Source organism: Paenibacillus sp. FSL L8-0333 (genome assembly GCF_037965665.1).
Lineage (GTDB): Bacteria > Bacillota > Bacilli > Paenibacillales > Paenibacillaceae > Paenibacillus_AQ > Paenibacillus_AQ odorifer.
In genome coordinates this window covers 1748932-1772911 of the sequence record NZ_CP150186.1, presented here as the reverse complement: position 1 = coordinate 1772911, position 23980 = coordinate 1748932, and the positions used below count along the sequence as shown (strand labels likewise).

11 protein-coding genes are annotated in these 23980 nt (G+C 46.7%); 3 read left to right on the top strand and 8 right to left on the bottom strand.

Annotation, left to right across the window (positions count from 1 at the left end; translation table 11 throughout):
* The first annotated feature begins 213 nt into the window (after nt 1-213).
* The 3 genes from NYE72_RS07700 (at nt 214) to NYE72_RS07690 (ending at nt 7528) form a co-directional block, all read left to right on the top strand.
* Nucleotides 214-1119 (top strand): ArsR family transcriptional regulator, encoded by a 906-nt coding sequence (locus NYE72_RS07700; RefSeq protein WP_036675644.1) that lies wholly within the window; start codon nt 214-216, stop codon nt 1117-1119.
* 482 nt (nt 1120-1601) lie between these two features.
* A complete protein-coding gene (locus NYE72_RS07695; RefSeq protein ID WP_076100538.1) occupies nt 1602-6419 on the top strand; it encodes a LamG-like jellyroll fold domain-containing protein in 4818 nt (1605 codons plus the stop codon).
* A gap of 194 nt (nt 6420-6613) precedes the next feature.
* Entirely contained in the window at nt 6614-7528 is a 915-nt protein-coding gene (locus tag NYE72_RS07690) for an ArsR family transcriptional regulator (RefSeq protein ID WP_076100540.1), read from the top strand.
* Between the two features lie 49 nt (nt 7529-7577).
* On the opposite strand, the gene NYE72_RS07685 is transcribed toward NYE72_RS07690, so the two are convergent.
* The 8 genes from NYE72_RS07685 to NYE72_RS07650 form a co-directional block, all read right to left on the bottom strand.
* Nucleotides 7578-7859: a DUF6171 family protein gene (locus NYE72_RS07685; RefSeq protein WP_076100542.1), complete on the bottom strand. Its 282-nt coding sequence runs from the start codon at nt 7857-7859 to the stop codon at nt 7578-7580.
* Nucleotides 7860-7871: 12 nt separating this feature from the next.
* Entirely contained in the window at nt 7872-9368 is a 1497-nt protein-coding gene (locus NYE72_RS07680; protein ID WP_076100543.1) for an alpha-N-arabinofuranosidase, read from the bottom strand.
* Between the two features lie 108 nt (nt 9369-9476).
* Entirely contained in the window at nt 9477-10184 is a 708-nt protein-coding gene (locus tag NYE72_RS07675) for a DUF421 domain-containing protein (RefSeq protein WP_076100545.1), read from the bottom strand.
* A 162-nt stretch (nt 10185-10346) separates the two neighbouring features.
* Nucleotides 10347-18314: a polysaccharide lyase family 8 super-sandwich domain-containing protein gene (locus NYE72_RS07670; RefSeq protein ID WP_339211670.1), complete on the bottom strand. Its 7968-nt coding sequence runs from the start codon at nt 18312-18314 to the stop codon at nt 10347-10349.
* A 41-nt stretch (nt 18315-18355) separates the two neighbouring features.
* The gene (locus NYE72_RS07665; protein ID WP_038569492.1) at nt 18356-20188 is read right to left on the bottom strand and encodes a beta-galactosidase family protein; all 1833 of its coding nucleotides are present in this window, start codon (nt 20186-20188) and stop codon (nt 18356-18358) included.
* Nucleotides 20189-20213: 25 nt separating this feature from the next.
* Entirely contained in the window at nt 20214-21488 is a 1275-nt protein-coding gene (locus NYE72_RS07660) for an alpha-L-fucosidase (RefSeq protein ID WP_244886442.1), read from the bottom strand.
* 115 nt (nt 21489-21603) lie between these two features.
* Complete coding sequence (locus tag NYE72_RS07655) at nt 21604-23001, bottom strand: extracellular solute-binding protein (protein WP_076100552.1); 1398 nt, start codon at nt 22999-23001, stop codon at nt 21604-21606.
* Between the two features lie 141 nt (nt 23002-23142).
* On the bottom strand, nt 23143-23979 hold the full coding sequence (locus NYE72_RS07650; protein ID WP_036675652.1) for a carbohydrate ABC transporter permease: 837 nt from the start codon (nt 23977-23979) through the stop codon (nt 23143-23145).
* Nucleotide 23980: the final 1 nt, after the last annotated feature.

The window sequence follows — 23980 nt, the reverse complement described above, 5'->3', positions numbered from 1 at the left end:
ATTAACTTGAGATTAGTATACATTCATTGTGAAAGCGTAGTCAATAACATTTAAATAAACTTAACAGAATTTTTTTTCGTTTAATTAACCTTTTGATTCATCTCTCGGAGATGAAAGCGATATTATATTTACTTCGGTTACCTTTCATGTTACTTTATATATAGATTAATAAACTTTACAGTATATGAAATAACTTTGAAAGAAGTGGGTAAAATGCAGTTGGAAATCGACAAATCCTCTCTTGTTGTTTACGAAGCTTTAGCGAGTGAAGTACGCATCAAAATTATTCAGTTGCTCTCCAAAAATAAGATGAACATCAAAGATTTGGCAGAAGAACTTAAAATAAGCAGTCCTATCGTTACCAAACACATTAAAAAACTAGAAGATGCAGGGCTCATAAAAACGGAAAAGGTGCCTGGTAAATCAGGAATGCAAAAAATCTCAATCCTTAGGGTGGATCATATTGAGATTAACTTCCCGAAGAAAATCTTTCACTCCTTTGCCTCCTACGAGACATCAGTGCCGATTGGTCATTATACCGATTATGATCTGAAACCTACTTGCGGACTTGCTACGGATAAGGAGTTTATCGGCAGAGTAGACGAACCTAAGTATTTCATGGATTCTAAAAGAGTGGACGCAGAGATTCTCTGGTTCACTCAAGGTTATGTGCAATATAATATCGCTAATTTCCTAAAAAAAGAGGAAACCCTACAGCAATTTGAAATTAGCTTGGAGCTTTCTTCCGAATTCCCCTTTGCTAATGACGTATGGCCTTCAGACATCACCTTTTCTTTGAATGGCTTGGAATTAGGGACTTGGACGAGCCCCGGGGATTTCGCTGATGCTAGAGGTAAATTCACACCGGAATGGTGGCCACACAATATCAATCAATACGGATTGCTAAAAACGATTAGAATTACAAACCACAATGGAACTTACATTGACGGTGACCCGCTGTCTCAGGTTTCGATTGAGGATTTAGATACGACTTGTGACCGTTGGACCTTTCGGATCGAAGTGAAGGAAGATGCAAAGCACGTAGGAGGAGCAACGATTTTCGGGAAAAAATTCGGAAACCATGATCAAGATATCATTTTCAAATTGTACTATCTGTAAATTTTTCTTTTATGTTCTAAGCAAAACTGGTTCTTTTTGCGGGGGTGAACAACTAATTAGCTATTCTTCCTTAGCTCCCCCCCACCCGTTATGCCCTACCCCCTCTCTTTATCCTTGCTGATATATCCCGCCTAGCCATCCATTCACCAAATTTCACTCTTATCCACTTCAGCATTAATCACCAGTAGTTAAATCATTTTCCTCTATTTTGAATTTATAATTTATAAAAATATAAAAAGATTCATAGATTTATAAATTTCTATTTGACTATTTGCTGATATCATGCTTAAAATGAGAGCATTATAAAACGTTTTCCTTGTTATGGTTTAGTAATACATAAATTAAAACCATTTTCATATACGAAAGCGTTTTTTTAGTAGCTATTTATGTAAGCGTTTTACATTTTTTTCAGTAAAGAAGGGAGGAATTGGAAAAATACGCGTGTACAAGCTCTACATCACTAGAATCGGAGGATCATACATTTGAGAAAAACTACTGGTAAACTAACCGCTTCCCTGCTTGCACTCACTCTATTAGTGCCTGCTCCATTAATTTCTGCAGCTTCTGCAAGCGATTCCAAATCAGTCGCATTATCCACTCAGCAACAAATCGCCGATTATTCCGGCCACTGGGCACAGAAGGATTTTCAATCTTGGGTAGATAAGGGCTTGATTCTGGGTTACGGAAACGGAATATATAAGCCAAATCAAGAAATCAACCGTGCAGAGTGGGTTACTCTGGTTAATCGGGTCTTTAATTTGCAGGAAAAAGCCGAAATTGGCTTCACGGATGTTTCCACGACAGGTGCTTACTACAGCGATATCCAAAAAGCAACCGCTGCAGGATATGTGACAGGATACAGCGATGGCACCTTCCGACCCGCACAGCAAGTAAGTCGTCAAGAAGCTGCAGTAATGTTATACAGACTGTTCCAACTCAACTCATCTGTTGGCACTTCTGCACCAAAAGATGCTGCTGATTTGCCAGAATGGAGCCAAGAAGCAGTATTGTCTTTACTTGGTGAAGGTTATCTGCAAGGCTACACTGACGGCAGCTTTAAAGGAACTCAGGCTGTAACAAGAGCGGAAGCACTGCGCATGATTGAGAAGCTGGGCGGAGAAATCACACCTAAGAGCGGAAGCTATTCGGGGATTAACACTCGGAATATGGTTATCAGCAGCCCAGGCGTAGAGTTGAAAAACTCCACAATCTCAGGGAATCTCTACCTTACCGAAGGTATTGCTGAGGGCGATATCACACTGAATAATGTCACTGTTAAGGGAAAAGTATTCGTTGCCGGTGGCGGTGAGAATAGTGTCGTACTAAGCGACTCCAATGCTGCTGAAATGGTAGTAGATAAGCATAACGGCAAGCTGCGCGTCGTTACTAGAGGCACAAGTGCTGTACCAAACGTACGCGTACATTCCGGTGCAATACTAGAGGAAGATGCATTAACGGGGGCAGGTTTCAGCCGGGTTATTGTTGAGAATACGCTGCCTAAGGATTCCATCCTCAAGCTGAGAGGAAGCTTTGATTCCGTTGAGCTTCAAGCGTTGGGAGAGCCTACACTCCATCTGACAGCAGGCAGTATTGCTGAAGTTACACTGAAGCAAAAAGCCAAGCTGCGTGTAGAGGCAGGTACGGAAATCAAGAATCTAATCCTTGGTTTCAACGATATCCTAACCATCCAAGGCACGGGTAAGGTTATCTTTGATAGCAAGTACAGTCAGCTAATCCATTTTGAAACACCAACTCCAACGGCTACGGCAACCACTGGTACTGGTGGATCTAACAGCGGTTCTGTTGCTACATCAGCTCCGGAAGTTACAGCTACTCCGGCTCCAACTGCTACACCAGATCCAACGGCTACACCAAATCCAACAGCTACACCAAATCCAACAGCTACACCAAATCCGACGGCTACACCAAATCCGACGGCTACACCTAGTCCGGGAGCAACTGCACCAGCACTCACCAATGTCTCGGTGCATGATCCATCGGTGGTTGTGGATAATGGAACTTATTATGTATTTGGCTCCCATATCGATGCGGCCAAATCAGATGATCTGATGAACTGGACACAGTTCACTAATGGTTATACAACACCGGGCAACGTGATTTTTGGTGATCTGTCCAAGAATCTGGCAGAATCCTTTAAATGGGCTGGCGAGAACGATTCGGACAGTAAAGGCGGATTCTCCATCTGGGCACCGGACGTATTCTGGAATAACGATTATAAGAACGCTGATGGAACAACTGGCGCTTATATGATGTATTACAGCGCTTCTTCTACTTATATCCGTTCGGCGATTGGCTACGCCACTTCGCAAAATATCGAAGGGCCTTATACTTATGGAAATACCGTAATTTATTCCGGTTTCACCAAGGAAGAGGCTTATGACAGTGACAGTAAAGTAAATAAGAAATGGGACAATACAAATATCAAGGACCTTATCGGCAATGGAACGCTGGAAGGTGTCAATCCAGATTGGTTTAATGCAGGTGGTTTGTACCAAAACAAAACCTATACAAATGCAATTGACCCAACTATTTTCTACGACAAAGACAACAAGCTTTGGATGACTTATGGTTCATGGTCAGGTGGTATATTCATTCTGGAGATTGATCCAGCTACCGGAGAACCTAAATATCCAGGCAAAGATGGAAAGACCGCTGATGGACGTCTTATCGACCGCTATTTCGGAACCCATATTTCTGGCGGAATGACCAAATCGGGTGAAGGTCCGTATATCGTTTACGACAAGGATACTGGTTACTACTTCTTGTATGTAACTTACGGTGGACTTGACTCCAAAGGCGGTTACAGCATGCGGCAGTTCCGTTCAACAAATCCGGACGGCCCTTATACGGATGCAGCAGGACAGAATGCTGTTCTAACTACCGATGGTGACAACACACCATATGGTAATAAGCTATTAGGAAACTTCATGTTTACAAATCAAAATGCAGACCCGAATTTCCAAACGTATGGTTATGTGTCCTCAGGACATAACTCGGTACAATATGATGATGAAACGGGTAAAATATTTAACTTCTTCCACACTCGTTTCCCACTCCGTGGTGAAACACATGAACTTCGTGTGCATCAAATGTTCACTAACGAAGATGGCTGGCCAGTAACTGCCGTACATCGTTACACGGGTGAAACTATTGGGGCTGTAGCACGGGATAATGTTGTCGGCTCTTATCAGTTCGTTAACCACGGCAAAGATGTTTCAGGCATCATCAAGCCTACAGTAGATATCGAGCTGAAAAGTGACGGAACGATCGCTGGATCGTTAACCGGAACTTGGGAATTGAAGGATGAGTACTTCGCTCATTTGCTTATTAACGAAACGGAAAATGGAAACACCGTACAACATCTCTACAAAGGTGTATTTGTGAAGCAATGGGATTCCTCACGCCAACAGCATGTTATGACGTTCACCGCAATGTCAGATCAAGGAATCACTATCTGGGGCAGCCAGATGGAATCGATGAGCGTTGAGCAGATTTTGAACAATATTGCTGCAGGCTTGAGTATTGGTGACACAAGAAAAATATACGATGACATCACCCTCCCTACGGAAGGCTTGCGCGGAGCAGAAATTTCATGGTCCTCTTCCAATGAGGCCGTAATTGGTAACAATGGTAAGGTTACTCGTCCTGAACTTGGACTTGGAAACGCTACAGTTGAACTGACTGCTACAATTAAGCTAGGCGAAGTCGCAGTAACTAAAACCTTCACCGCCGTTGTTATGGAAAAAAAGAGCACGCAACTGGAAGACGGCTTAGTAGCTGCCTTTGACTTTGATGGCGACCTTGCAGAAAATGGTGATCGTACAGCTGACGGCATAGTCACCGGAAATCTGATCAACAACACTGAGGATGGAGACATCACTTTTGAGGCTGGTAAAGACGGTCAGGCAGCCAAGTTTGATGGCAAATCCGGTGTTCGTCTACCTGACGGATTAATTCAAAGTAGCGCATACTCGGTAGGGATGTGGCTGAATCCATCCGAATTAAAAGCTTTTACTCCTGTATTCTTCGGTGCTAAAACCGAAACGAACTGGTTCAGTCTCCTGCCTTATGGAAACGGTGGAGCAACCACTAGACTCTGGTTCGGTAGCGAGACTTGGCTGGATGCTGATACAGGCTTACAAATTCCAGTTAACCAGTGGACGCATGTAGCCTTCACTTACAATGCTGGAACAGTCAATATGTATGTAAATGGTGTATTGAAATCCTCCGGAAAAGGATTCACAGATATTTTTGATACAGAAGACGGCGTATTTGCTCTTGGTGTGAACTATTGGGATGCACCCTACAAAGGTTTGGTTGATAAATTCCGCGTGTATGATAGAGCATTGTCTGCGGAAGCTGTTGGCTGGCTTGTAAACGGTGAGCCTGATACGAACATCAAAGTAAGTAATATTTCATTCAGTGAAGCTGTTAAATCAGTAGCTGTAGGAAATACTTTCACCCCTCAAGTAAGTGTGCTTCCGACCAATGCCGGAAATAAGGCGCTAACTTGGAGCTCTAGCGATTCCAGCGTAGTGGCTGTTGACGCAGCGAGCGGAATAGTAACAGCACTAACTGTCGGTGGCCAAGCTGTAATTACTGCAACAGCGACTGATGGAAGCGAAGTTTCAGCCAGCTACACAGTAAATGTAACTGATGGAAAAGTAGCTCATTATGCTTTTGATGGCGACCTGGATGACTCCTTCCAATTGAACGGAAAAGGCGAAGTTACAGGAGCAAAAGTAGATAGCCCAACAGTAGGCAATATCACATACGGTAACGGTGTCCTCGGTCAAGCTGCAATATTCAACGGTACCTCCGGTATCCGTTTGCCTGATGGATTAATTGACAGCAATACCTACACCGTATCTATGTGGCTAAACCCTGAACAACTTACAGATGCAACAACTACTTTCTTCGGCGCTGCCACTAAAAATAGCTGGATTAGCTTCGTTCCTCAGAACGGTGGCGGTAAAACGTTGTTATGGTCCGGAGAAGCTTGGTATGATGCTATTTCTGCCATGAAGATTCCAGTAAATACATGGACACATGTTGCGTTTACGGTCAGCAATGGAACCGTAAAAGTTTACCTCAACGGAGTAGAGCAGTTCTCTGGTGAGGGCTTCCCGAATGTCTTTAAGAATAAGAATGGTGTTTTCGCTCTAGGCGTCAACTATTGGGATGCACCATTTCAGGGTATGATTGATGAACTGAAGATTTACAGCAGAGCGCTCAAGTCAGATGAAGTACAGGCAGAGTATAGCTCGAACGTAGATTAAGCAAGACTTGATTTGAAAAGAGAGAGCGGAGCCACAGGCTCCGTTCTTTTTTTAAAGTCCCATATTGTAAAAAAAGTATTTAACTAATATAATCATTAACTATACGTCCGAGATAAACGTCGATTTTTATATTGTTATTAATAAATTTCTTAATCATCGGCGATTAGCCCATAAATTTTAATTGGAGGCCATTTATGAAACTTGACCTGTCGGAAGAATCCCTTCCCGTCTATGAAGCTTTAGCCAGCTCAGTACGCCTACACATGTTGCGTTTGCTTGCCGAAAATCCTATGAATGTTAAGGAATTGGCCGCAGCAGTAAATTTGAGCAGCGCAATTATGACTATGCATGTGCGTAAGCTGGAAGCTGCCGGCCTGATCCAGACGCATATGGCACCTGGTCGAAGTGGTCTGCAAAAGATCTGTACTCTAGCTGCTGAAGGAGCAGAAATCACCTTTCCAGGCAGACAAATCAATGAGCGCAAAAGTTATCGTAAGGAAATTCCGGTTGGACATTATTCCGACTTCCTGATCGAGCCAACCTGTGGTCTTGCAACTACTGAGAAAGTGATCGGCAGTTTTGATGATCCCCGATATTTCTGGGATCTTGAGCGTATGAATGCGGGGATTCTTTGGTTCGGCAAAGGATTTATTGAATATAAAATCCCTAATTTCCTACTCTCCAGCCAGCATCCTGAGGAATTGATTATAACCATGGAAATTGCTTCCGAAGCACCTTCCATTAATAATAATTGGCCTTCGGATATCACATTCACTCTGAACGGAGTGAAGCTTGGATTCTGGACAAGTCCTGGTGACTACGGGGATAGCCGTGGTAAATATACACCGGCCTGGTGGCCAGCACTCACGAACCAATACGGCTTGCTCAAGCAGCTGCGCATTACAGCAAAAGGTACATTTATGGATGGTTTGAAGCTCTCAGAAGTTACCCTTGATCAAGTGAATATCCGTGACAAACAGTGGTCTTTTAAGCTTTCCGTAGATGAAGATGCCGAGCATATTGGCGGGATTACTCTTTTTGGCAAAGGTTTTGGAAATTACAATGAAGATCTAATCGTTGAATTGTTCTATACGGATAACCAAGAATAAAGCCGCATTCACCTCCCATTGGAGAGTCGAATGCGGCTCTTATTTTAGCTTAATTCTTTTCGATAAAGGGGCCCCACAAGCCACCCCCGGGTAATGGACAACTACGTTCCTTAAGCTTGGCTACTACGGGGATGATGCAACCGCAAGCGACGCAAGTTACCCCTTCGTGCAGCTTAGGGCAAGTCCCACAAAGGGCAACCCGTTCAGCGTAAACTTCATCTGGAACACAAAACTCTGGCTTAAACATGGAAGAAGACAAGATACGATTAATCTGCGTTGGCGTAACTTTATAATCCTCTCTGCATCCCTTGCATGTTGATGTTGTTGACATGGTAACACCACCTTAAGCCTTCGGCGTAATCTCCAGCACAGTTACTGACATTGGAGGCAGTTCAACATTAAGAAGATCGCCCTCCAGAGTAAAGGCAGTGAAGGCTTGCGGCACTACTGCCTCCGGTTGGCTGAAGGTATTGTGAGCATCAATTTTGTCACCGGTAAGTGTTGTGCCTGTCACTTCAACCTTCTTCCCGGAAAGACCACGAAGCTCGAGTGGTACAGTAGCAGAAGCTGCATGGTTCAAGTTGCAAAGGCTGACATGAATGATTCCAGAAGCAGTTACGGAAGCCGAAGCAGATACTTCAGGAATCTCACGGCCTTCAAAGCTGTAAGTGCCACTTTCCAGTGCCAAATCCAGCAGCTCCGCATCCTGATGGACTTTAAACATATTGAACACATGATACGTAGGAGTCAGCACCATCTTTTCCCCTTCGGTCAATATAACTGCCTGAAGTACGTTAATCGTCTGCGCAATATTTGCCATACGTACCCGGTCACTATGTTTATGGAAAATATTCAAGGTCACGCCTGCCACAAGAGCATCCCGAATTGAATTTTGTTGATACAGGAATCCTGGATTCGTTCCCGGCTCTACATCATACCAAGTTCCCCACTCATCTACGATAAGGCCTACTCTTTTATCCGGATCATATTTATCCATAATAACGCCATGTCTGGTGATCAGCTCATCCATGCGAAGGGCTTTCTCTAATGTACTAAACCATTCACTCGTTTCAAAGCCTGTAGCTGCACCTTTATTCTCCCATGCTGGACCAGGGATTGTATAATAATGCAGGGTAATCGAGTCCATAAAGCGTGTTGCCTCACGCATCAGAACCTCCATCCAGTGATAATCATCCACGTTAGGACCACAAGCAATCCGGTGAATACGATTGTCCCCGTAATTACGTACATACGTCTGATATTGGCGATAAAGATCTGCATAATATTCTGGACGCATATTCCCGCCGCAGCCCCAGTTCTCATTCCCCACGCCAAAATAAGTCACAGCCCAAGGCTCTTGATGGCCATTCTGCTGGCGAAGCTCGGACATTGGAGATACGCCTCCAAAGGTTAAATACTCCACCCATTCGGACATCTCTTGAACGGTACCACTGCCCACATTACCGTTAATGTAAGGCTCACATTCCAGCATCTCACATAATTCCATGAATTCATGCGTACCAAAATGGTTGTTCTCAACGGTTCCGCCCCAGTGAGTGTTGATCATACGTTTACGACCTTCACGGGCTCCGATACCATCTTTCCAGTGATATTCATCCGCGAAACATCCGCCTGGCCAGCGAAGTACAGGAATTTTAATTTCCTTAAGCGCTTTCACGACATCATTACGAATACCGTTGGTGTTAGGAATAGTTGAATCTTCTCCAACCCAAATCCCTTCATAAATACAACGGCCAAGATGCTCAGAAAAATGTCCGTAAATATTTCTGTTAATCGTTCCTTTGCGAATGTCAGTATTAAGGATCGCACGTTCTGCCATGGTTAAATACCGCCTCTCAACGTTTATATTTTTATTAACTAATTAATAATTATACAAACATTATAAGATGCTGCTTAGGTATCCGTCAATCTCCAATATGAACAAAAGCTATTCTTTATCAATAGGTTTCTTTATCCCGTCTTCATAATAGTCAAAAATGAGCTGCTGCTGCGTTCCTCTTACCCCGTAAAACACATCAGAAATTTGTTTTCCCTTACGTCTTAACTCGTTCTCCAGCCACTCGTGGGTCAGGCTATTATCCTTAAGATTATCTGCAAGCACTATTCCATCCATAATCAATTCAACGGGAAAGCTCTGAGGAACGGACAACAGCTTTAGATCTTTTCGGGTAACATATTGGTACTCTTGTTTCTTTAATACAGACACCATTCCGTTATCTTCCAGCACAGCGTATTCTACTACCTCTAGATTAAAGATTTCCTTTTCTCTCAATGCCTGATCCAAAGAGTCCAACGAATACCTTACCTTTTTCATATTTTGCTCAAGAATTTTCCCATCCTCAATAAGTACAGTGGGTGAACCTGAAATCCAGCTTCTCATTTTACGACTTTTTAAAGCGATGACAGATAGTAAAAAAGATGTAACGGTAACGACTATAAGCGCCAGGATCATGTAGGAAGAATGCAACTGTTTATTAAACGCCAAGTTCGCGGCTATTGAGCCCAATATAATACCCGTCACGAAATCGTGGAAGGTCAAGTTAGATAACGTTTGTTTTCCCAATATTTTGGCGATCAGCAAAAGCATGATCATAGCAACAAAGGCCCGAAGCACAATGTCCATATACACCTGCATCTCTAATGCTCCCTTCCTATTCAATCCTCCATTATTCACAAACCGAGTAGAAATGAAACCTCAACGAAAGCTCTGCCCATCCAAACCTGCCGATTTCTCTAAACGCCAAAAGGGCTCTGGAATGGTTCTACTGAACCTTCCCAAAGCCCTGGCTTCAAATTCTTACTTTTCAGTCTTAATTGCTAAAAGATTGTATAGAACCATTGCACTCTCAGCTCGAGTTGCTGAGCCTCCCGGAGCGAATTGCTGGTCACTTCGACCCTGGATAAGTCCAAGGGCTTGGGCAGCAATGATCGATTCACGGGCCCATGAGGCAGCCGCACGCAAGTCACCGAATTGGATTACAGGCTTTGGTTCCACCTTTTTCCCGCTGACATATTGGTAGGCTCGCATCACCATGACCGCCATCTCTTGGCGGGAAATAGGGGCTTCTGGAGCGAAGAGAGTCTCACTCACCCCATGGACTATCCCCGCCTCTACAGCCTGCGCCACTTCCTCCGCATACCACTCATCCGCAGATACATCCGCAAATGCTGTAGATGATTTCCCTTCAAGTCCCAGCAAGCGGATCAGCATAGCTGTAAATTCTGCACGGGTCACTGACCGGTTCGGCTCGAAATTCCGAAGTCCGACTCCTTGAATCAGATGTTTGGCCGTTAGCTCTTGTACAACCGCCGCCGCCCAATGTCCAGAAGGAACATCGTCATACGATTTGTTGTATTCCAGCACAGCATATGTGCCTAAGTATTCGGTGCGCAAAGCCACCTTGCCCTTCAGCCAGGAACCGCCCGCATACTCTATATTTCCGGAATCCGGAAAATAATAGCCGCCGAGCAAATTCCTTTTGGCCTCAGGGTAGGCGTTAAGCTCTAATGTAACGGGCTCAACAAATTGGTGAAGTATGCTTCTTGTACCGTCACCAGCAACAATATACAGGTTAAAGAGAAGGAACTCTCCTGCCTGGTTTAGCACTGCACCAGATTTCTTCTCTGCGCTAGCTAGTATTCTCTGCGCCGCTTCCCCATTCACCTCAGAAGCCTCCAGAAAGATCTGGCTACCGGCCAATTGCTCCGCAGGAATCAAACCCCGTAATTGTTGAAGCACCGCTGCCGGAAGGGTCACATTAAAGTTAGAAGCCTCTACCCGAAGCGGCTTCTGTTTGAGCATGTCTGCTGCCATCCCCGGCAATACTAGCATTCTCAATTTACCCTCGTAGACAATGGCTGCCGAAAGATCGTTCAACGAAGCTGCGTTTAGTTGCAGCCGCCCCGCCGTTACCTCCGGTACGGAAGGCACTTGTGGTTGCGGACTCGGAACAGTTGAAGTATTGTCTTCCGCTTGTAGAATCTGAAGCGTCAGCTTGCTCTGCCGTCCTCCGTAACTTGCAGTAATCACTGTCATGCCCGGATCAAGTGCTTGCAGCTGCCCCGTTGCCGTTACTGTGGCTACCTTCCTGTTACTGCTCTCGTAGATCACACCCTCTGTTACCGTAAGGTGGCTATCATCACTATATACCGCCGTTGTGACCACCTTACCGCTCTGCCCTATTTCCAAGGATGTCGGACCGCTTAACGAAATAGAGACGAGCTCCGGCAGTTGTTCATACACCTTTAATAAATAGGAAGCGGTCATGTTGTCATATACGGATGAAATAACCGAAACGCCCGGGCCTTTAGCTTCAATATGGCCATCTTTGCCTATACTTGCGACGTTAGGATCGCTGCTCTCATAGACTATACCTTCGGTTACTATATAACGGCTACCATCGCTGTACACTACCGAAGTAACCGCCGTTCCGGTCTCCCAGACACCCAGGCTTTCCGGGCCGCTAATTGCCGTTGAGACTCTTTCTGTAGGCTCCATGACCGTCACCTGAAGCTGTCGGAACGGCTCTACATTGCCAGCCTTATCCACCGAACGATAATCGATCCCGAAGGTTCCGGGGTTCTCGATATATACGCTCTGAGTAACCGTATTCCATGCACCACCATTGAGCCGGTATTCTGTCCGCTTGACTCCCCAGCCGACAGCTCCCCCATTGGATTGGTCGGTGACATCAAAAGTGATATTGACTTTGCCCTTATATGCGCCCCCTTCTCCTGTTTCTCCAAGTATGGTAGCCTTCGTGACTGGAGGTGTTGTATCTTTCGGCAAAATTTCCAGATACGCGGCATATTTGCCATTCTCATTCTTACGGCTTCTTATGTCTGTGGCGAGATTATAGCCTACCTGCCTAAGAGCCAGACTTATCACCGGATCGGAAGGGAACTCCGTGCCAACCCATGAGGTGATATCGAACTGCCGCCACTGCTCCGGTCCGGAAAAAGTCTGCAGCGCAGCTTGAGTACCGATTTTTGGAGCATTATTGTAATTTAGCGTTGCCTCCGTCCAATCATCATCTTGGACTCCAAATACACCGATATCGGACAAAGTGCCTGCCCCGTCATTTGTCTTTCCGAACACATTCAGCTTCACAGAACCGACTTCACCGACAAACGGACTCAGATCGAATTTTAGATAAACCCTTCTGTCTGTGTCCCCGCTGCCATTTCTGATTTGCAAGTAATTGACCGAACTATAATTGACTGCAGCTTTCGATCCTCCATTGACATACGCATCTTCAGAAACATACAGCTTCGTTATTGCCGCTTCGTCTGGTTCCGAATCGGAAGGCTCAGAAGGTTCGGCATTCGGATCAATTCTGAACTTGACAACATGGCTTTTTCCTTTGGACCCGCTTGTATGAATTGCGAGTTCAATCCTCGGCGAGGTCTGCAGTACCGTTACGGTTGGATCTTTCATCAGTTCTTCCAGCGCGGTTCTGCCGACATCCACATTCACCACAGATTGAGACTGTGTCGGATCCGAAATGGCTATCGTCAGTTCATCTCCAGACTCCTTGATAATAATGGAGGCTGGATGATTGGCGCGCACGGATTCGATCATTCCCGGTACCCAGAAGTTCATAGCCATAAGTCCCAGCTTCTGTTCCTTGACGGCTTGCACACTATCCGTGTTGGCTATAATTTCGATGTCAGGACTACTGCTATAGCGCGCTGTCGCCGTTTCATCCTGATTCGGCAGAAGCACATACGAATACGATTGATTCACCGGATTCGTTCCCTGAGCAATCGACAGGCTGGCATAATTTCTCGTAATCGGCTCCGTTGATCCCCCTTGATTAATATCCTTCCATGCGCCAGTCCGAGACTCACGCAGACCGTCAATCGTTGGGGCATCAGGGAAATAATAACCGATTCCCGAGCCGGGAACATTGCCTTCCAGATGTGCCCAATGCACCTGATTCATTGACTCAGACCAACCCAGCGCGGATGGCTTGGCCTCTCCGTTGACCGTAAGTACATTGTCTCCGCTCGCCTTGAGCTTACGGTTATCTACGATGGTCTCCACCTTGCGGTTATCTGTGCTTGTAATGCCTGCCCCAAGCGCTACGATTTCATCATCGAACATGAACCAGGACTTTTTACCGGACAATGTGCTGTTATCCGGATCCAGATCCATGCCGGCCGCTCCATAAAGGCCGTCTATGGATGATCCTCCCACCCATGTTTTTGATGTAGTCTTGGCTGCACCGCGTGTTGCCCCATCTGAGGTAACCCCAGGTAGACGGTAAGCGTTCACGGTCGGCCAGAACGCATCAGCATATTGATCTAGATCCTCGTTATACAGATAGGTCATGCCTTCGCCTGTATACCAACCCTTCAGGTTCTCCGTCCCGGCTTCATAGTTGGCGATTCGGGCCGAAGACATGCTGATCCCAAAGGCATATCCAGGCCGATGGTGGACAATCCGGTCCATAGCCGAAAACTGTTTGTGCACAGTAAGGTCTCCTGATGGCTGCACCTCTGGATCGTCCATAAGCGTCTGGAGCAGAACAATATCGGCTACTCTTAGACCGTCGTAATAACTTTCTACTACCGTATCGGCTTCGAACCAATACTTCACCATCGATTTAAATCGGGCCGCTTGCTCCGGTGGCGCGGAAGAAGCCAGCCGCAAAATATGCGACCAAGGCACGAGCTGCCGGTTTCCCCGGGCTATCGATCTACCGAACACCATATCCATCATTAATTTTCTGTAGACAAGAGGTTCATAAGAATCCGTTACCCAGTTGTATACATTCTTCATATTGGTATCAGTCAGCGGCCAAGAGGACCCTGTCAGCAAAGTCATCATTTTCATCATATCGCCAAGCAACACAGCCCCATAACTGCCGGTATAAGCAATATTATTATGCTGGATAAAGGAGCCGTCCTCATAAAATCCGTCTCCGCGGGTCACATAGGGTAATACTTGGCTAACCGCATCCCGCCCTTGTTTGATCTTCGCGCTGTCACGATTATAAATGCCCCTCAAGACCACTGCCAGTGCTTTATCCAGCCGATTCGCGCCGGTTTCCATCAACGAGGGTTGATTGGTCCGTTTGGTTGGGTCCGGGCAGAATTTATCAATGGCTTTGGTATATTTGGTAATCTGATCGGCTGACAAATACTCGAACATTAAGGCCATCGTATCTCCCAATGCAAGCGGAATGCCGATCTCCCATTCGAACCAATTGCCTTTCTCCAGTTTGGTTTCGTTATACCAATTCGCGTATAGGAAATCTAAACCATCCAGAATATCTGATTTCAACTGCATATTCTCGTACAATGGTGAGCCGGATGTCGAAAAGGCAATAGCCATATCCTTCAACCGGTTATAAGAGGCTGCCGTATCAAAAGCATCCGCTGTGCTGCCCGGCTTATCGCTCCATAAATAAGTACGGTTCATTTGCTTGTTCATCGTATCCCAGAATCCAGTTCGCTCCTGATTACTGATCTTATCGGATAAAGTTTTTATAGACTTGGCAATGTCCGGGTTATTCGGGTCGAAGGATTGCCCTCCGGTCAAATACTCCACCCATCTTCCACGAAGCTCGTCATATTCGTCTTTTGGAGTCTCTCCTTCAGTAATATTAAATTTCAATACATGCGTTGCCCCTATAGAATTCTTCACATCCACCGTTATAACTGTATTTGCCGAAGCTTGCACTACTTCCGTCTTGCTGTCTTTGCTGAGCAATGTCAACCCCGGCACATCCAGTTCTAGGGCCAATAGGTTTTGCGATTGTGTAGGATCAGACACCGAAACGATAAGCTCCTGATCGGTCTGCTGAATCATCACGGAAGCTGGATTGCGTGCCTTGATGAAATCCACCGTTCCGGCATTCCAGAAATTAGCGGCGGTTATGCCCAGCTTTTTCTCTCTGACTGCATGCACATCCTTGCTGTTGCTCAGCACTTCGATATCCGGGTTGCCACTATAGTCTTCAGTACCGGCAATGTCACGATTAGGCAACAGAACATAGGAGTATGAGCCATTCGTAGGCGTATCTCCATGCTCAACTGCCAGGCTTAAGTAGTTGCGCGTAATGGGAACATCGGATTGAGTGGCATTAATCTCTTTCCAACTGCCGGTTCTGGCTTCACGTTGCGCCAGTATACTTGGAGCTTCAGGGAAATAGTAGCCCACGTCGGAACCTGGCACATTACCCTCCAGATGGGCCCATTGAACGTTCTTTAACGTCGCTGACCATCCGGACTGTGACGGTTCTACAGCTCCGTTGATTAGAAGTTTGTTGTTTCCCACTTCGTTTAGCATCCGGTTATCGATAATCGTCTCAACAGACTGCGGGCCGGCAGTTGATTTGGAAATTCCCGAACCAAGCGCCACAATCTCATCATCGAACATAAACCAGGATTTCTTGCCTTGCAAATCGCTACCGGTCACTTGGGAGAGTGAGAAATCCATACCTGCTGCACCGTATAGGCCTTCCAGCGACGATCCACCCACCCAGGTTTTCGGATTCATGTAACTTTTCCATTCCACAGGCACCATTCCCTGCCCCGATCCATCCGTTGTCGTGCCAGACAAGCGGTAGGAATTGACGGTAGGCCAGAAGTCATTGCGGTATTGGGTCAGATCCTGATTGTATAAATAGGTCATTCCAATCCCCGTATACCATCCTTTCAGGTTCTCGTTGTTCCCTTTCTCAAACGCCGAGATGCGATTCGAGAACAGACTCAAGCCGAAGCCGTAACCTTCGCGTAGATGAACCACCCGGTCCATGCCGGCGAATACCTGATTCTTAATGAGAGCTCCTCTTGGATTGATCTTCCCGTCATTCATCAGCTTTTTCACAATCGTTATATCGGCAAGCGACAACCCTTCATAATAATTGCCGGATGTCATATTCGCTGAGATCCATTCTTTCACCGCTTGCTTAATGGATACTGCAATATTCTCCGGAGCAGTTTCAGCCATCCGCAGCAAGGTGACAATTAACCCTCTTGCGCTGCCGCTTCCTTTTCTAGATATACCTCTGCCATTTACCGAATCCATAAATTGACCGTTGTAGATCACCGGCTCGTAAGTCTGAGCCACCCATTCGTAAATGTTCAGAACATTCGGGTCCGTTATTGGCCATGGAGAATCGGTCAGCAGATAAGACATATCCGCCGTCCCTTTGAGCCAGACCGAACCATATCCTCCCGTATAGGCAATATTATTATGCTGAACGAGGGAACCATCCTTATACACACCGTCACCATGGGTCGTGTACACATACTCGGAGCCAATGGAATCACGGCCCTGAATGATCTTTGCACTGTTGTTGCCAATCACGCCTCTTACCGTGACCACAAGCGCTTTATCTAGTAGATTTGCTCCCGTCATCTTCGTGCCCTTAACGCCAAGCACCGACCCTACTTTTGGGTCTGGACAGAAGGCATCAATAGCCGCAAGATACTGATTGATTTGCTGCGGTGTTAGATGGTCATACATGAGCACCATAAGATCATTCACAATCTGCGGCGTGCCAATCTCCCAGTCCCACCAGTTCCCATAAGCGCTTTTGCTCGGATTATAGCGGTTTGTATACATCCAATTGATTGCGCTTACAATATCATTCACCAAAACGCTGTTGCCGTAAAGCTCCGATCCCTCCACAGAATAGGCCAATGCCATAGTCTTCAAGCGATTGTAAGCGCTTGTAATAAACTGCGAATCTGTAGTGCTCGCGGTATCACTCCACAAGGAGGTGCGGCCGGAGGATTTATCCATACTCTCCCAAAGTGCAGCAGCCGATGCAGCCTGAGCGCTAATACTAGCAGCTATATCAGGATCACTCCCATCGTATTGACCACCACTTAATCGGTCGTACCATTTCAGCCTCAGTTTATTGTAGGCCTGTATCGTGTCGGGAGCTTCGACAGTAACCAGACATTCGGCTGCAAGGCTACCATCCGGTGTGGCGATCTTGATGGTCGAAGAGCCGATCCCCGTACCCATTACATTACCAAGTGCGTCCACAGTCGCAGCTTCTGGATTGCTCGAAGTCCACACTACCGTTTTATCCACCGCCGTTATAGGGGATAAAGTGGGCAGAAGTGCAACCGTGTCCCCTTTGACCATAGAAAAGGCCGTACGGTCTAGCGCAATTCCTGTAAGACCCGCATATTCCTCCAATGCGATATCATCTATCCATAGCTTTCCTTTTCCAGTCTCCAAAAAAGGCTCGATGACTAGCTTCGTCGCGTTAGCCGGCATAGTTAGAAGTACTTGCTGCATACTCCAGTCCTGTGTGCCTGTTATTTTGGGAGAGGAAGGTCCATCTCCCACTTTGGCAGTATTGTAATACTGTGTTCTAAAGTGGGCTCCCTGTCCAGTGACGTTGTCCGTCTTTAGCCAGACTTTAAGTCTGTAGGATTTACCGGGGATAACCGAAGTTACCCCCTGATTGATGGAAATCCTGCTTGTGGCAAAGGCATCGAACAGCATGGACCGGGTTCCTTCATGCGCAGTGCCAGCGTCTATCTTGATATTCGCTGTTTTATTCGTGCCTTTCCCGCTACCTGTAGGGACCCATAAGCTCCAGCCCACCGGAGCAGCGTCTGTAACCCCTGTCCAGGTTGAGTCAAGGGCTGTCGTTGTATTCTCAAAGCTTCCGTTAAGCATAAGATTTGATGCAGCCGCAGATGCCCTGCTATGCGAGGGATAAAGAACTCCCCCACAGGAAGAAAAAAGATCAACAATGAGAACTAATACTAAAAATAGACTTGGTTTACGCATTTGTTCACCCCAATCTTAGAATTGGTTAAAGCTAAAGGCATCTACAAGTTATCATCCTGCACAAAATTCAACACGGCGTCATCGACGGCCGAAGTTCTTCCCAGATCAGGAAGGTTCACAAGCTCAATCTCGCAAGTCTCCGCACGGCCATGCAGCTCCAAAAGAACAAATTCATTGCGCCCCTTGCGCAGCAATGGGCCCGGGATATATAGGGCGCGTTGCGGCCCTGCGTTCCAGTAGCGGCCCAGATTAAAACCATTGATCCAGGCGACCCCTTTATTCCATCCATCGAATCGTAGAAAGGTATCGCCAATCTCCTCCGCCTCGAAGCTGCCCCGGTAGAATCCGGGCAGACCCGAAAGGGTCGCAGCTTGCTGCTTCTCCACCGGGTGCTTCTTGTACGCTAGTGAATCCAGCTGTTCCTGTTCCAACGGCAAAGTACGAATCGTCCAGTTATATTGCAGCTGGTTATCAATCCGAACCCCGTCCAGAATCCCTTTCGGATCGCGAATGAGCGGCCCGTAATTGATTCGTCCCATGTTCTCGACGAGGATATCCAGCTGCGCTCCCCCAGCGGGGATGGAAAGTTCCAGTGGCAGCGGATTCCAGCGCTCAATCACCCCAAGCACCTGTCCATCCAGGAAGACCTGCGCCCGATCGCGCACGCCCTCGATGTAGAGTTTCTGTCTAGAGCGCGGCCCTTTCACATAAGTGCTGTACAATATAAAACCATAGGATTGTCCGAGCTTCTCCATCGGCTGTACACACACGCTGTTCACCGTCTCTGATAACTTCTCCAGATTGGAAGCCGTGAATAGTTCCGCTCTTTCCGTCAAAGCGACTTTCCCGTAAGAAATCTTCGGAATCGGCTCAGGGAGTGGACAAGTCGGGGCAAATCCATGGTTGCTGAGTACCGACCGGACAGCTTCAAATTTCGCCGTCGTATCTCCCCATTCCGTGAGCGGGGCATCATAGTCATAACTTGTAGTCGTTGGCTCGTAGGTGACGATATGATTCGCACCATTATAGAAACCAAAATTGGTTCCACCATGGAACATGTACATATTAAATGAGGAGCCCTGTGTCAGAATCTCATCCAGAACACCTGCTACATCCCCGGCATCGCGTACATGATGATCCTCCATCCAGTGATCAAACCAGCCGTTCCAGTATTCCATCACCATAAGCGGCTCTTCAGAGCGGTATTCCCGATATTTGCGGAAGGATTCCTCTGTACTGGAGCCGAAATTGACTGTCGCATGCACATCCTCCAGTGTTCCGCCGAGCAACATCTCATCGGTTGGCCCGTCGGAAGTAAATAGCAGCACATCGATCCCTCTGCTGACCAGTCCATCACGCATATAGCCCAGGTAGCCACTGTCATTACCATAGCTGCCATATTCATTTTCTACCTGAACGGCCAGAATTGGTCCGCCATGTGTGGAGAGCAGCGGAACCAGCAGAGGAATTAGCTCATCGTAATAACGGTCTACCTTGCTTAAATAAAGAGGGTCACAGCAGCGAAGCTGGAGTTCCCCGTAAGCTAGCAACCAGCCCGGCAGGCCTCCGAACTCCCACTCCGCACAGATGAATGGACTCGGTCTGACAATAACATGAAGCCCAAGTTCACCAGCCAGTTCGATAAAAGATACCACATCGGCCATGCCATCAAATACGAACTCCCCTTCTTTAGGTTCATGTATATTCCAGGCGATGTAGGTCTCCACGGTATTGAATCCGCAGGCTTTCAATTTCAGCAGCCGGTCTTTCCAATATTCAGGCACAACCCGAAAATAATGAATGGCTCCCGATACGATACGATAAGGCTGTCCGTCCAGCAAATAGTGTCCGTCGTTCCAGGTGAGCAGGCTCATTATCGACAACCTCCTTTATTAATATTTATTCTAACGATTCCCCGCAGTGGTAGACGGCAAGCCGTCTGATCTTGGGGCTTGCGGCAGCTTCTGACACCCGTAAGCGGATTTTCTCTGCGACAACCGGAGGGAAGGCGTCGATTTTCTTATGGCCAATCGAACTGCCACGCTTCAACTCCAGCCACGCTCCGTTGCTGTACGCTTCCAGCATATATCCTTCTACTCTTTCGCCGTAAGCGATATCCTCCATAATCTCGGCATGATCAATCACAGTAGCTGCTGGCAATTCCAGTTCAACAATATCTCCAGTACCTGCTGTTACCGCCAGAGCCTTGTCAAATCTGCGTCTTATCTCCTTGCCGAATTCCAGCAGCCGCTGCACATCAGCCTCCGGAAACAGCCCGCGGTTGTCAGGGGCTACATTGAGCAGCAAAGTTGCCCCATGTCCAACCGAACGATAATAAATATCCATTAGCTGCTCCAGAGACAGCAGCAGATGCTCCTCCTCAGGATGCCAGAACCAGCGGTCTTTACGGATGGGCACATCGCATTCCGCAGGCACCCAGCTCGGCGTTCCGGGAAGCCAGTTCAATGAAGCTTCACTGAACATGCTACCCCGCGCAGAATTTGCAGTGTTCCAGCATGGATAAGGAGCAACGCCATCCTCATTGCCAACCCAGCGGATCGTTGGTGCCCCCATATTAAACACCATGGCGCCTGGCTGGTGGCGCTTGATCAGATCCATAATCCGCTGCCAATCGTAATTGCGGCCCTCCGACCCTGCGCCGTCGAACCAAATTTCCGTAAGCGGACCATAGCCCGTAAGCAACTCTTGTAATTGTATGGCATAGAAATCATCGTACGCTTGCGGATCTGCATAACAGGGCTCATGTCTGTCCCACGGAGACAAATAAATGCCGAAGCCAACTCCAAGTTCACGGCAAGCCTCCGCGCATTCCTTGACGACATCGCCGCGACCTTCTTTCCATGGGCTAGAAGCCACAGAATAAGTACTTGTCGCAGTCGGCCACAAGCAGAAGCCATCATGATGTTTAGCTGTCAGTATAAAATAACGGAATCCAGCTTCTTTGGCTGTACTAACCCATTGGTGGGCATCCAAATGAAGCGGATTGAAGACCGCAGGTGAATCATTGCCTTCTCCCCACTCCTGATCGCAAAACGTATTGATGCCAAAATGGCAAAACATCCCCAGCTCCAGGTCCTGCCACTCCAGCTGTTCCCTAGAAGGCAGCGCCAGTTGCTCTTCCGGCTTGTTCTGTGAAAATCTGCTTTCCATCATTTCTACACTCTCCCATATGTTTGTGTAGGCCCAATATATAAATAAGGCTTTGGAAAGCCAGTTGATGACCTTCCAAAGCCCCGTCCACAACTTGTGATACTTGCTTATTCCCTATTTATTTGATAACACCTTTTTCGTTGATGATTTTTGTCGCTTCATCAACCATCCATTGCTGCACCTTATCAATCGATTCATTTCCAAGCATAAATCTGCTGAAGCCGTCATCGATTATTTTGGTCAATTCGGATGTTGCCGTCGTCATCACCTGCGCACCATCAAGGAACTGAATTGCACTGTCAAAGAGTGTATATTTGAGTGAATCCATATCATACATATCCTCTTTGCCAGCTACCAGTTTGGTCAGCAAGGCTTCATTATCCGCTTTTTTATAACCGGAGAATTCCAGTCTGTTATCACTAACAGCCGTTGACATAAATCTCATCAGTTGGAAAGACGCCTCTTTGTTCTTCGAAGTAGCGCCCATCGCCAGCATATTGCCGCTGGTGAAGTATTTGCCCTCGTATTCTTTTGGTTCCGATCCTGCCGGAGGCACCGGTACCGGAGCAAAAGCTGTCTTGAAATCATGCGGATACTGCTCAGTATTGCCCGGATCAGCAATCGTCCAGTTACCAGCCAGAATCATAGCGGCTTCTTCATTAAAGAATTCCGTGCGGTAATTGAGCTTAGCCGCTAAAGCGTCTGCATAAGTTTTCGCAGATTTATCAGCAGACTCCATATCTTTGCGCAGCTGGAAGAAGTATTTATAGGTTGGATCCGCGAAAATGGTCGTCCCGTCATCATACACGAATGGATCTTTCATCATCGTTTGGGCCGGAGCGTTCATATACAACTCCCAGGTGTGGAAGTATGTGCCGTAACGTTTGTCTACGCCTTCACCTTTGGTCAGTTTTTTAGCATAATCGCGGTAGTCATCCCATGTCCAGCCAAAAGTAGGTACAGGCAGCCCAGCTTCATCCAGTGCATCTTTATTCAGCATTACATAGTTGCTGCTCTTGGTATATTGCATCCCATAATAGTTGTTGTCTACCTTAGCATTCACATAATATTCATCCTCAGGAACGAGGTTATCCTTCTCATAGAATTCATTCAGCGGGGCAAGTGCTCCCCGGGTCGCCCGTTCAAGTACGCCTCCAAGGCTTGGTACCTGAACAACGTCAATCGCTTCGCCGGATGAAATCAGGAAGTCGAGTTTCTTCAGCATCTCCACAGAATCACCGGGAACGAGTGTCACATGCTCTACCTTGATATTTGGGTTCTGATCCATAAATTCCTGCAGCATGGCATCCGTGCCTGCTGATTGGGCTTCATTGTCCCAGTTGTAATATTTGATGGCGACTTGCTTGTCCACCTTGGTGTTCCCGGCATTCGTACTGGCTTCAGCACCGCCATTCTTCTCTGAATTTCCGGAATTTCCACAGGCGCTTAACGTTAAGGAAACCGCCAGCATGGAGCCTAGTACAACGGATAATCTTTTTTTGCCCTTTGTTTTCATTTTACTTCCCCCCGCACTGAAATTTAAGTATAGTGCCTTGTTCATTTCTTATTATAGGCACCCGCTGTACAAGCCAAGTGCACAATTTTGCTGTAGTAGGATCACATTTTTGACTTTTACCCTCTTTTGCATACCCGCAAGTCAGCCCTTTACGCCTCCCAAGGAGATTCCGTTAATGACTTGCTTTTGCAGGGCAATGAACACGATGACCAATGGGATGATCGCCGAAACGGCTGCCGTCATCATAATCGCATAGTTGTTCGAATAATCGTCCCGGAACAGTGTCATACCGAGTGGGATAGTGTACAGATTCTTGTTTAGCAAGAAGATCAGCGGATTCTGGTAGTCATTCCAAGTCCAGATAAATTTGATGATCGCCACGGTAGCGAGCACCGGCTTGCAGAGCGGAACAATGATAGACCAGAATATCCGCAAATGGCCTGCACCATCAATTCGCGCCGCTTCAATATATTCGTCGCTGATACCAATCATAAATTGCCGCAACAAGAACGTGAAGTAGATGGAGAACATACTCATTAGTACGATAGCAGCATGAGTATCATAGAGGCCGAACCAACGAATCAGCAGAAAACGCGGAATCAGCGTGGCCTGGTCAGGAATTATCATGAACGACAGCAGCGCCAGAAAGACCATATTCCGTCCTTTAAACTTGATTTTGGTCAAAGCGTACGCCGACATAGATGAAATGATCAGTGTGATGCAGGTTGTAATAATCGCAACTTTAAAGGAGTTTAAATAGAAATGGGAGAAAGGTACCCGTCCCATCCAAACCATCTTGAAATTATACGCTACATTGATCTTCTCGGGAATCCATTGGATCGGGAAGCGCATTACATCTTTTTCATACTTGAAGGCTGCGGAAATCATCCAGATCAGCGGAATAAGAAACACAATGGACAAAGCCCCCATGATGCAGGTAGTGATCACTCTGGACATATTTTTTCTAATCAGTTGCATG

Excerpts from the sequence above, each read along its gene's own strand:
- NYE72_RS07665 (WP_038569492.1), bottom strand. The coding sequence starts at position 20,188 with ATGAGCCTGCTCACCTGGAACGACGGACACTATTTGCTGGACGGACAG.
- NYE72_RS07660 (WP_244886442.1), bottom strand. The coding sequence starts at position 21,488 with ATGATGGAAAGCAGATTTTCACAGAACAAGCCGGAAGAGCAACTGGCG.
- NYE72_RS07670 (WP_339211670.1), bottom strand. The coding sequence starts at position 18,314 with ATGCGTAAACCAAGTCTATTTTTAGTATTAGTTCTCATTGTTGATCTT.
- NYE72_RS07700 (WP_036675644.1), top strand. The coding sequence starts at position 214 with ATGCAGTTGGAAATCGACAAATCCTCTCTTGTTGTTTACGAAGCTTTA.
- NYE72_RS07655 (WP_076100552.1), bottom strand. The coding sequence starts at position 23,001 with ATGAAAACAAAGGGCAAAAAAAGATTATCCGTTGTACTAGGCTCCATG.
- NYE72_RS07690 (WP_076100540.1), top strand. The coding sequence starts at position 6,614 with ATGAAACTTGACCTGTCGGAAGAATCCCTTCCCGTCTATGAAGCTTTA.
- NYE72_RS07650 (WP_036675652.1), bottom strand. The coding sequence starts at position 23,979 with ATGCAACTGATTAGAAAAAATATGTCCAGAGTGATCACTACCTGCATC.
- NYE72_RS07685 (WP_076100542.1), bottom strand. The coding sequence starts at position 7,859 with ATGTCAACAACATCAACATGCAAGGGATGCAGAGAGGATTATAAAGTT.
- NYE72_RS07675 (WP_076100545.1), bottom strand. The coding sequence starts at position 10,184 with ATGCAGGTGTATATGGACATTGTGCTTCGGGCCTTTGTTGCTATGATC.
- NYE72_RS07680 (WP_076100543.1), bottom strand. The coding sequence starts at position 9,368 with ATGGCAGAACGTGCGATCCTTAATACTGACATTCGCAAAGGAACGATT.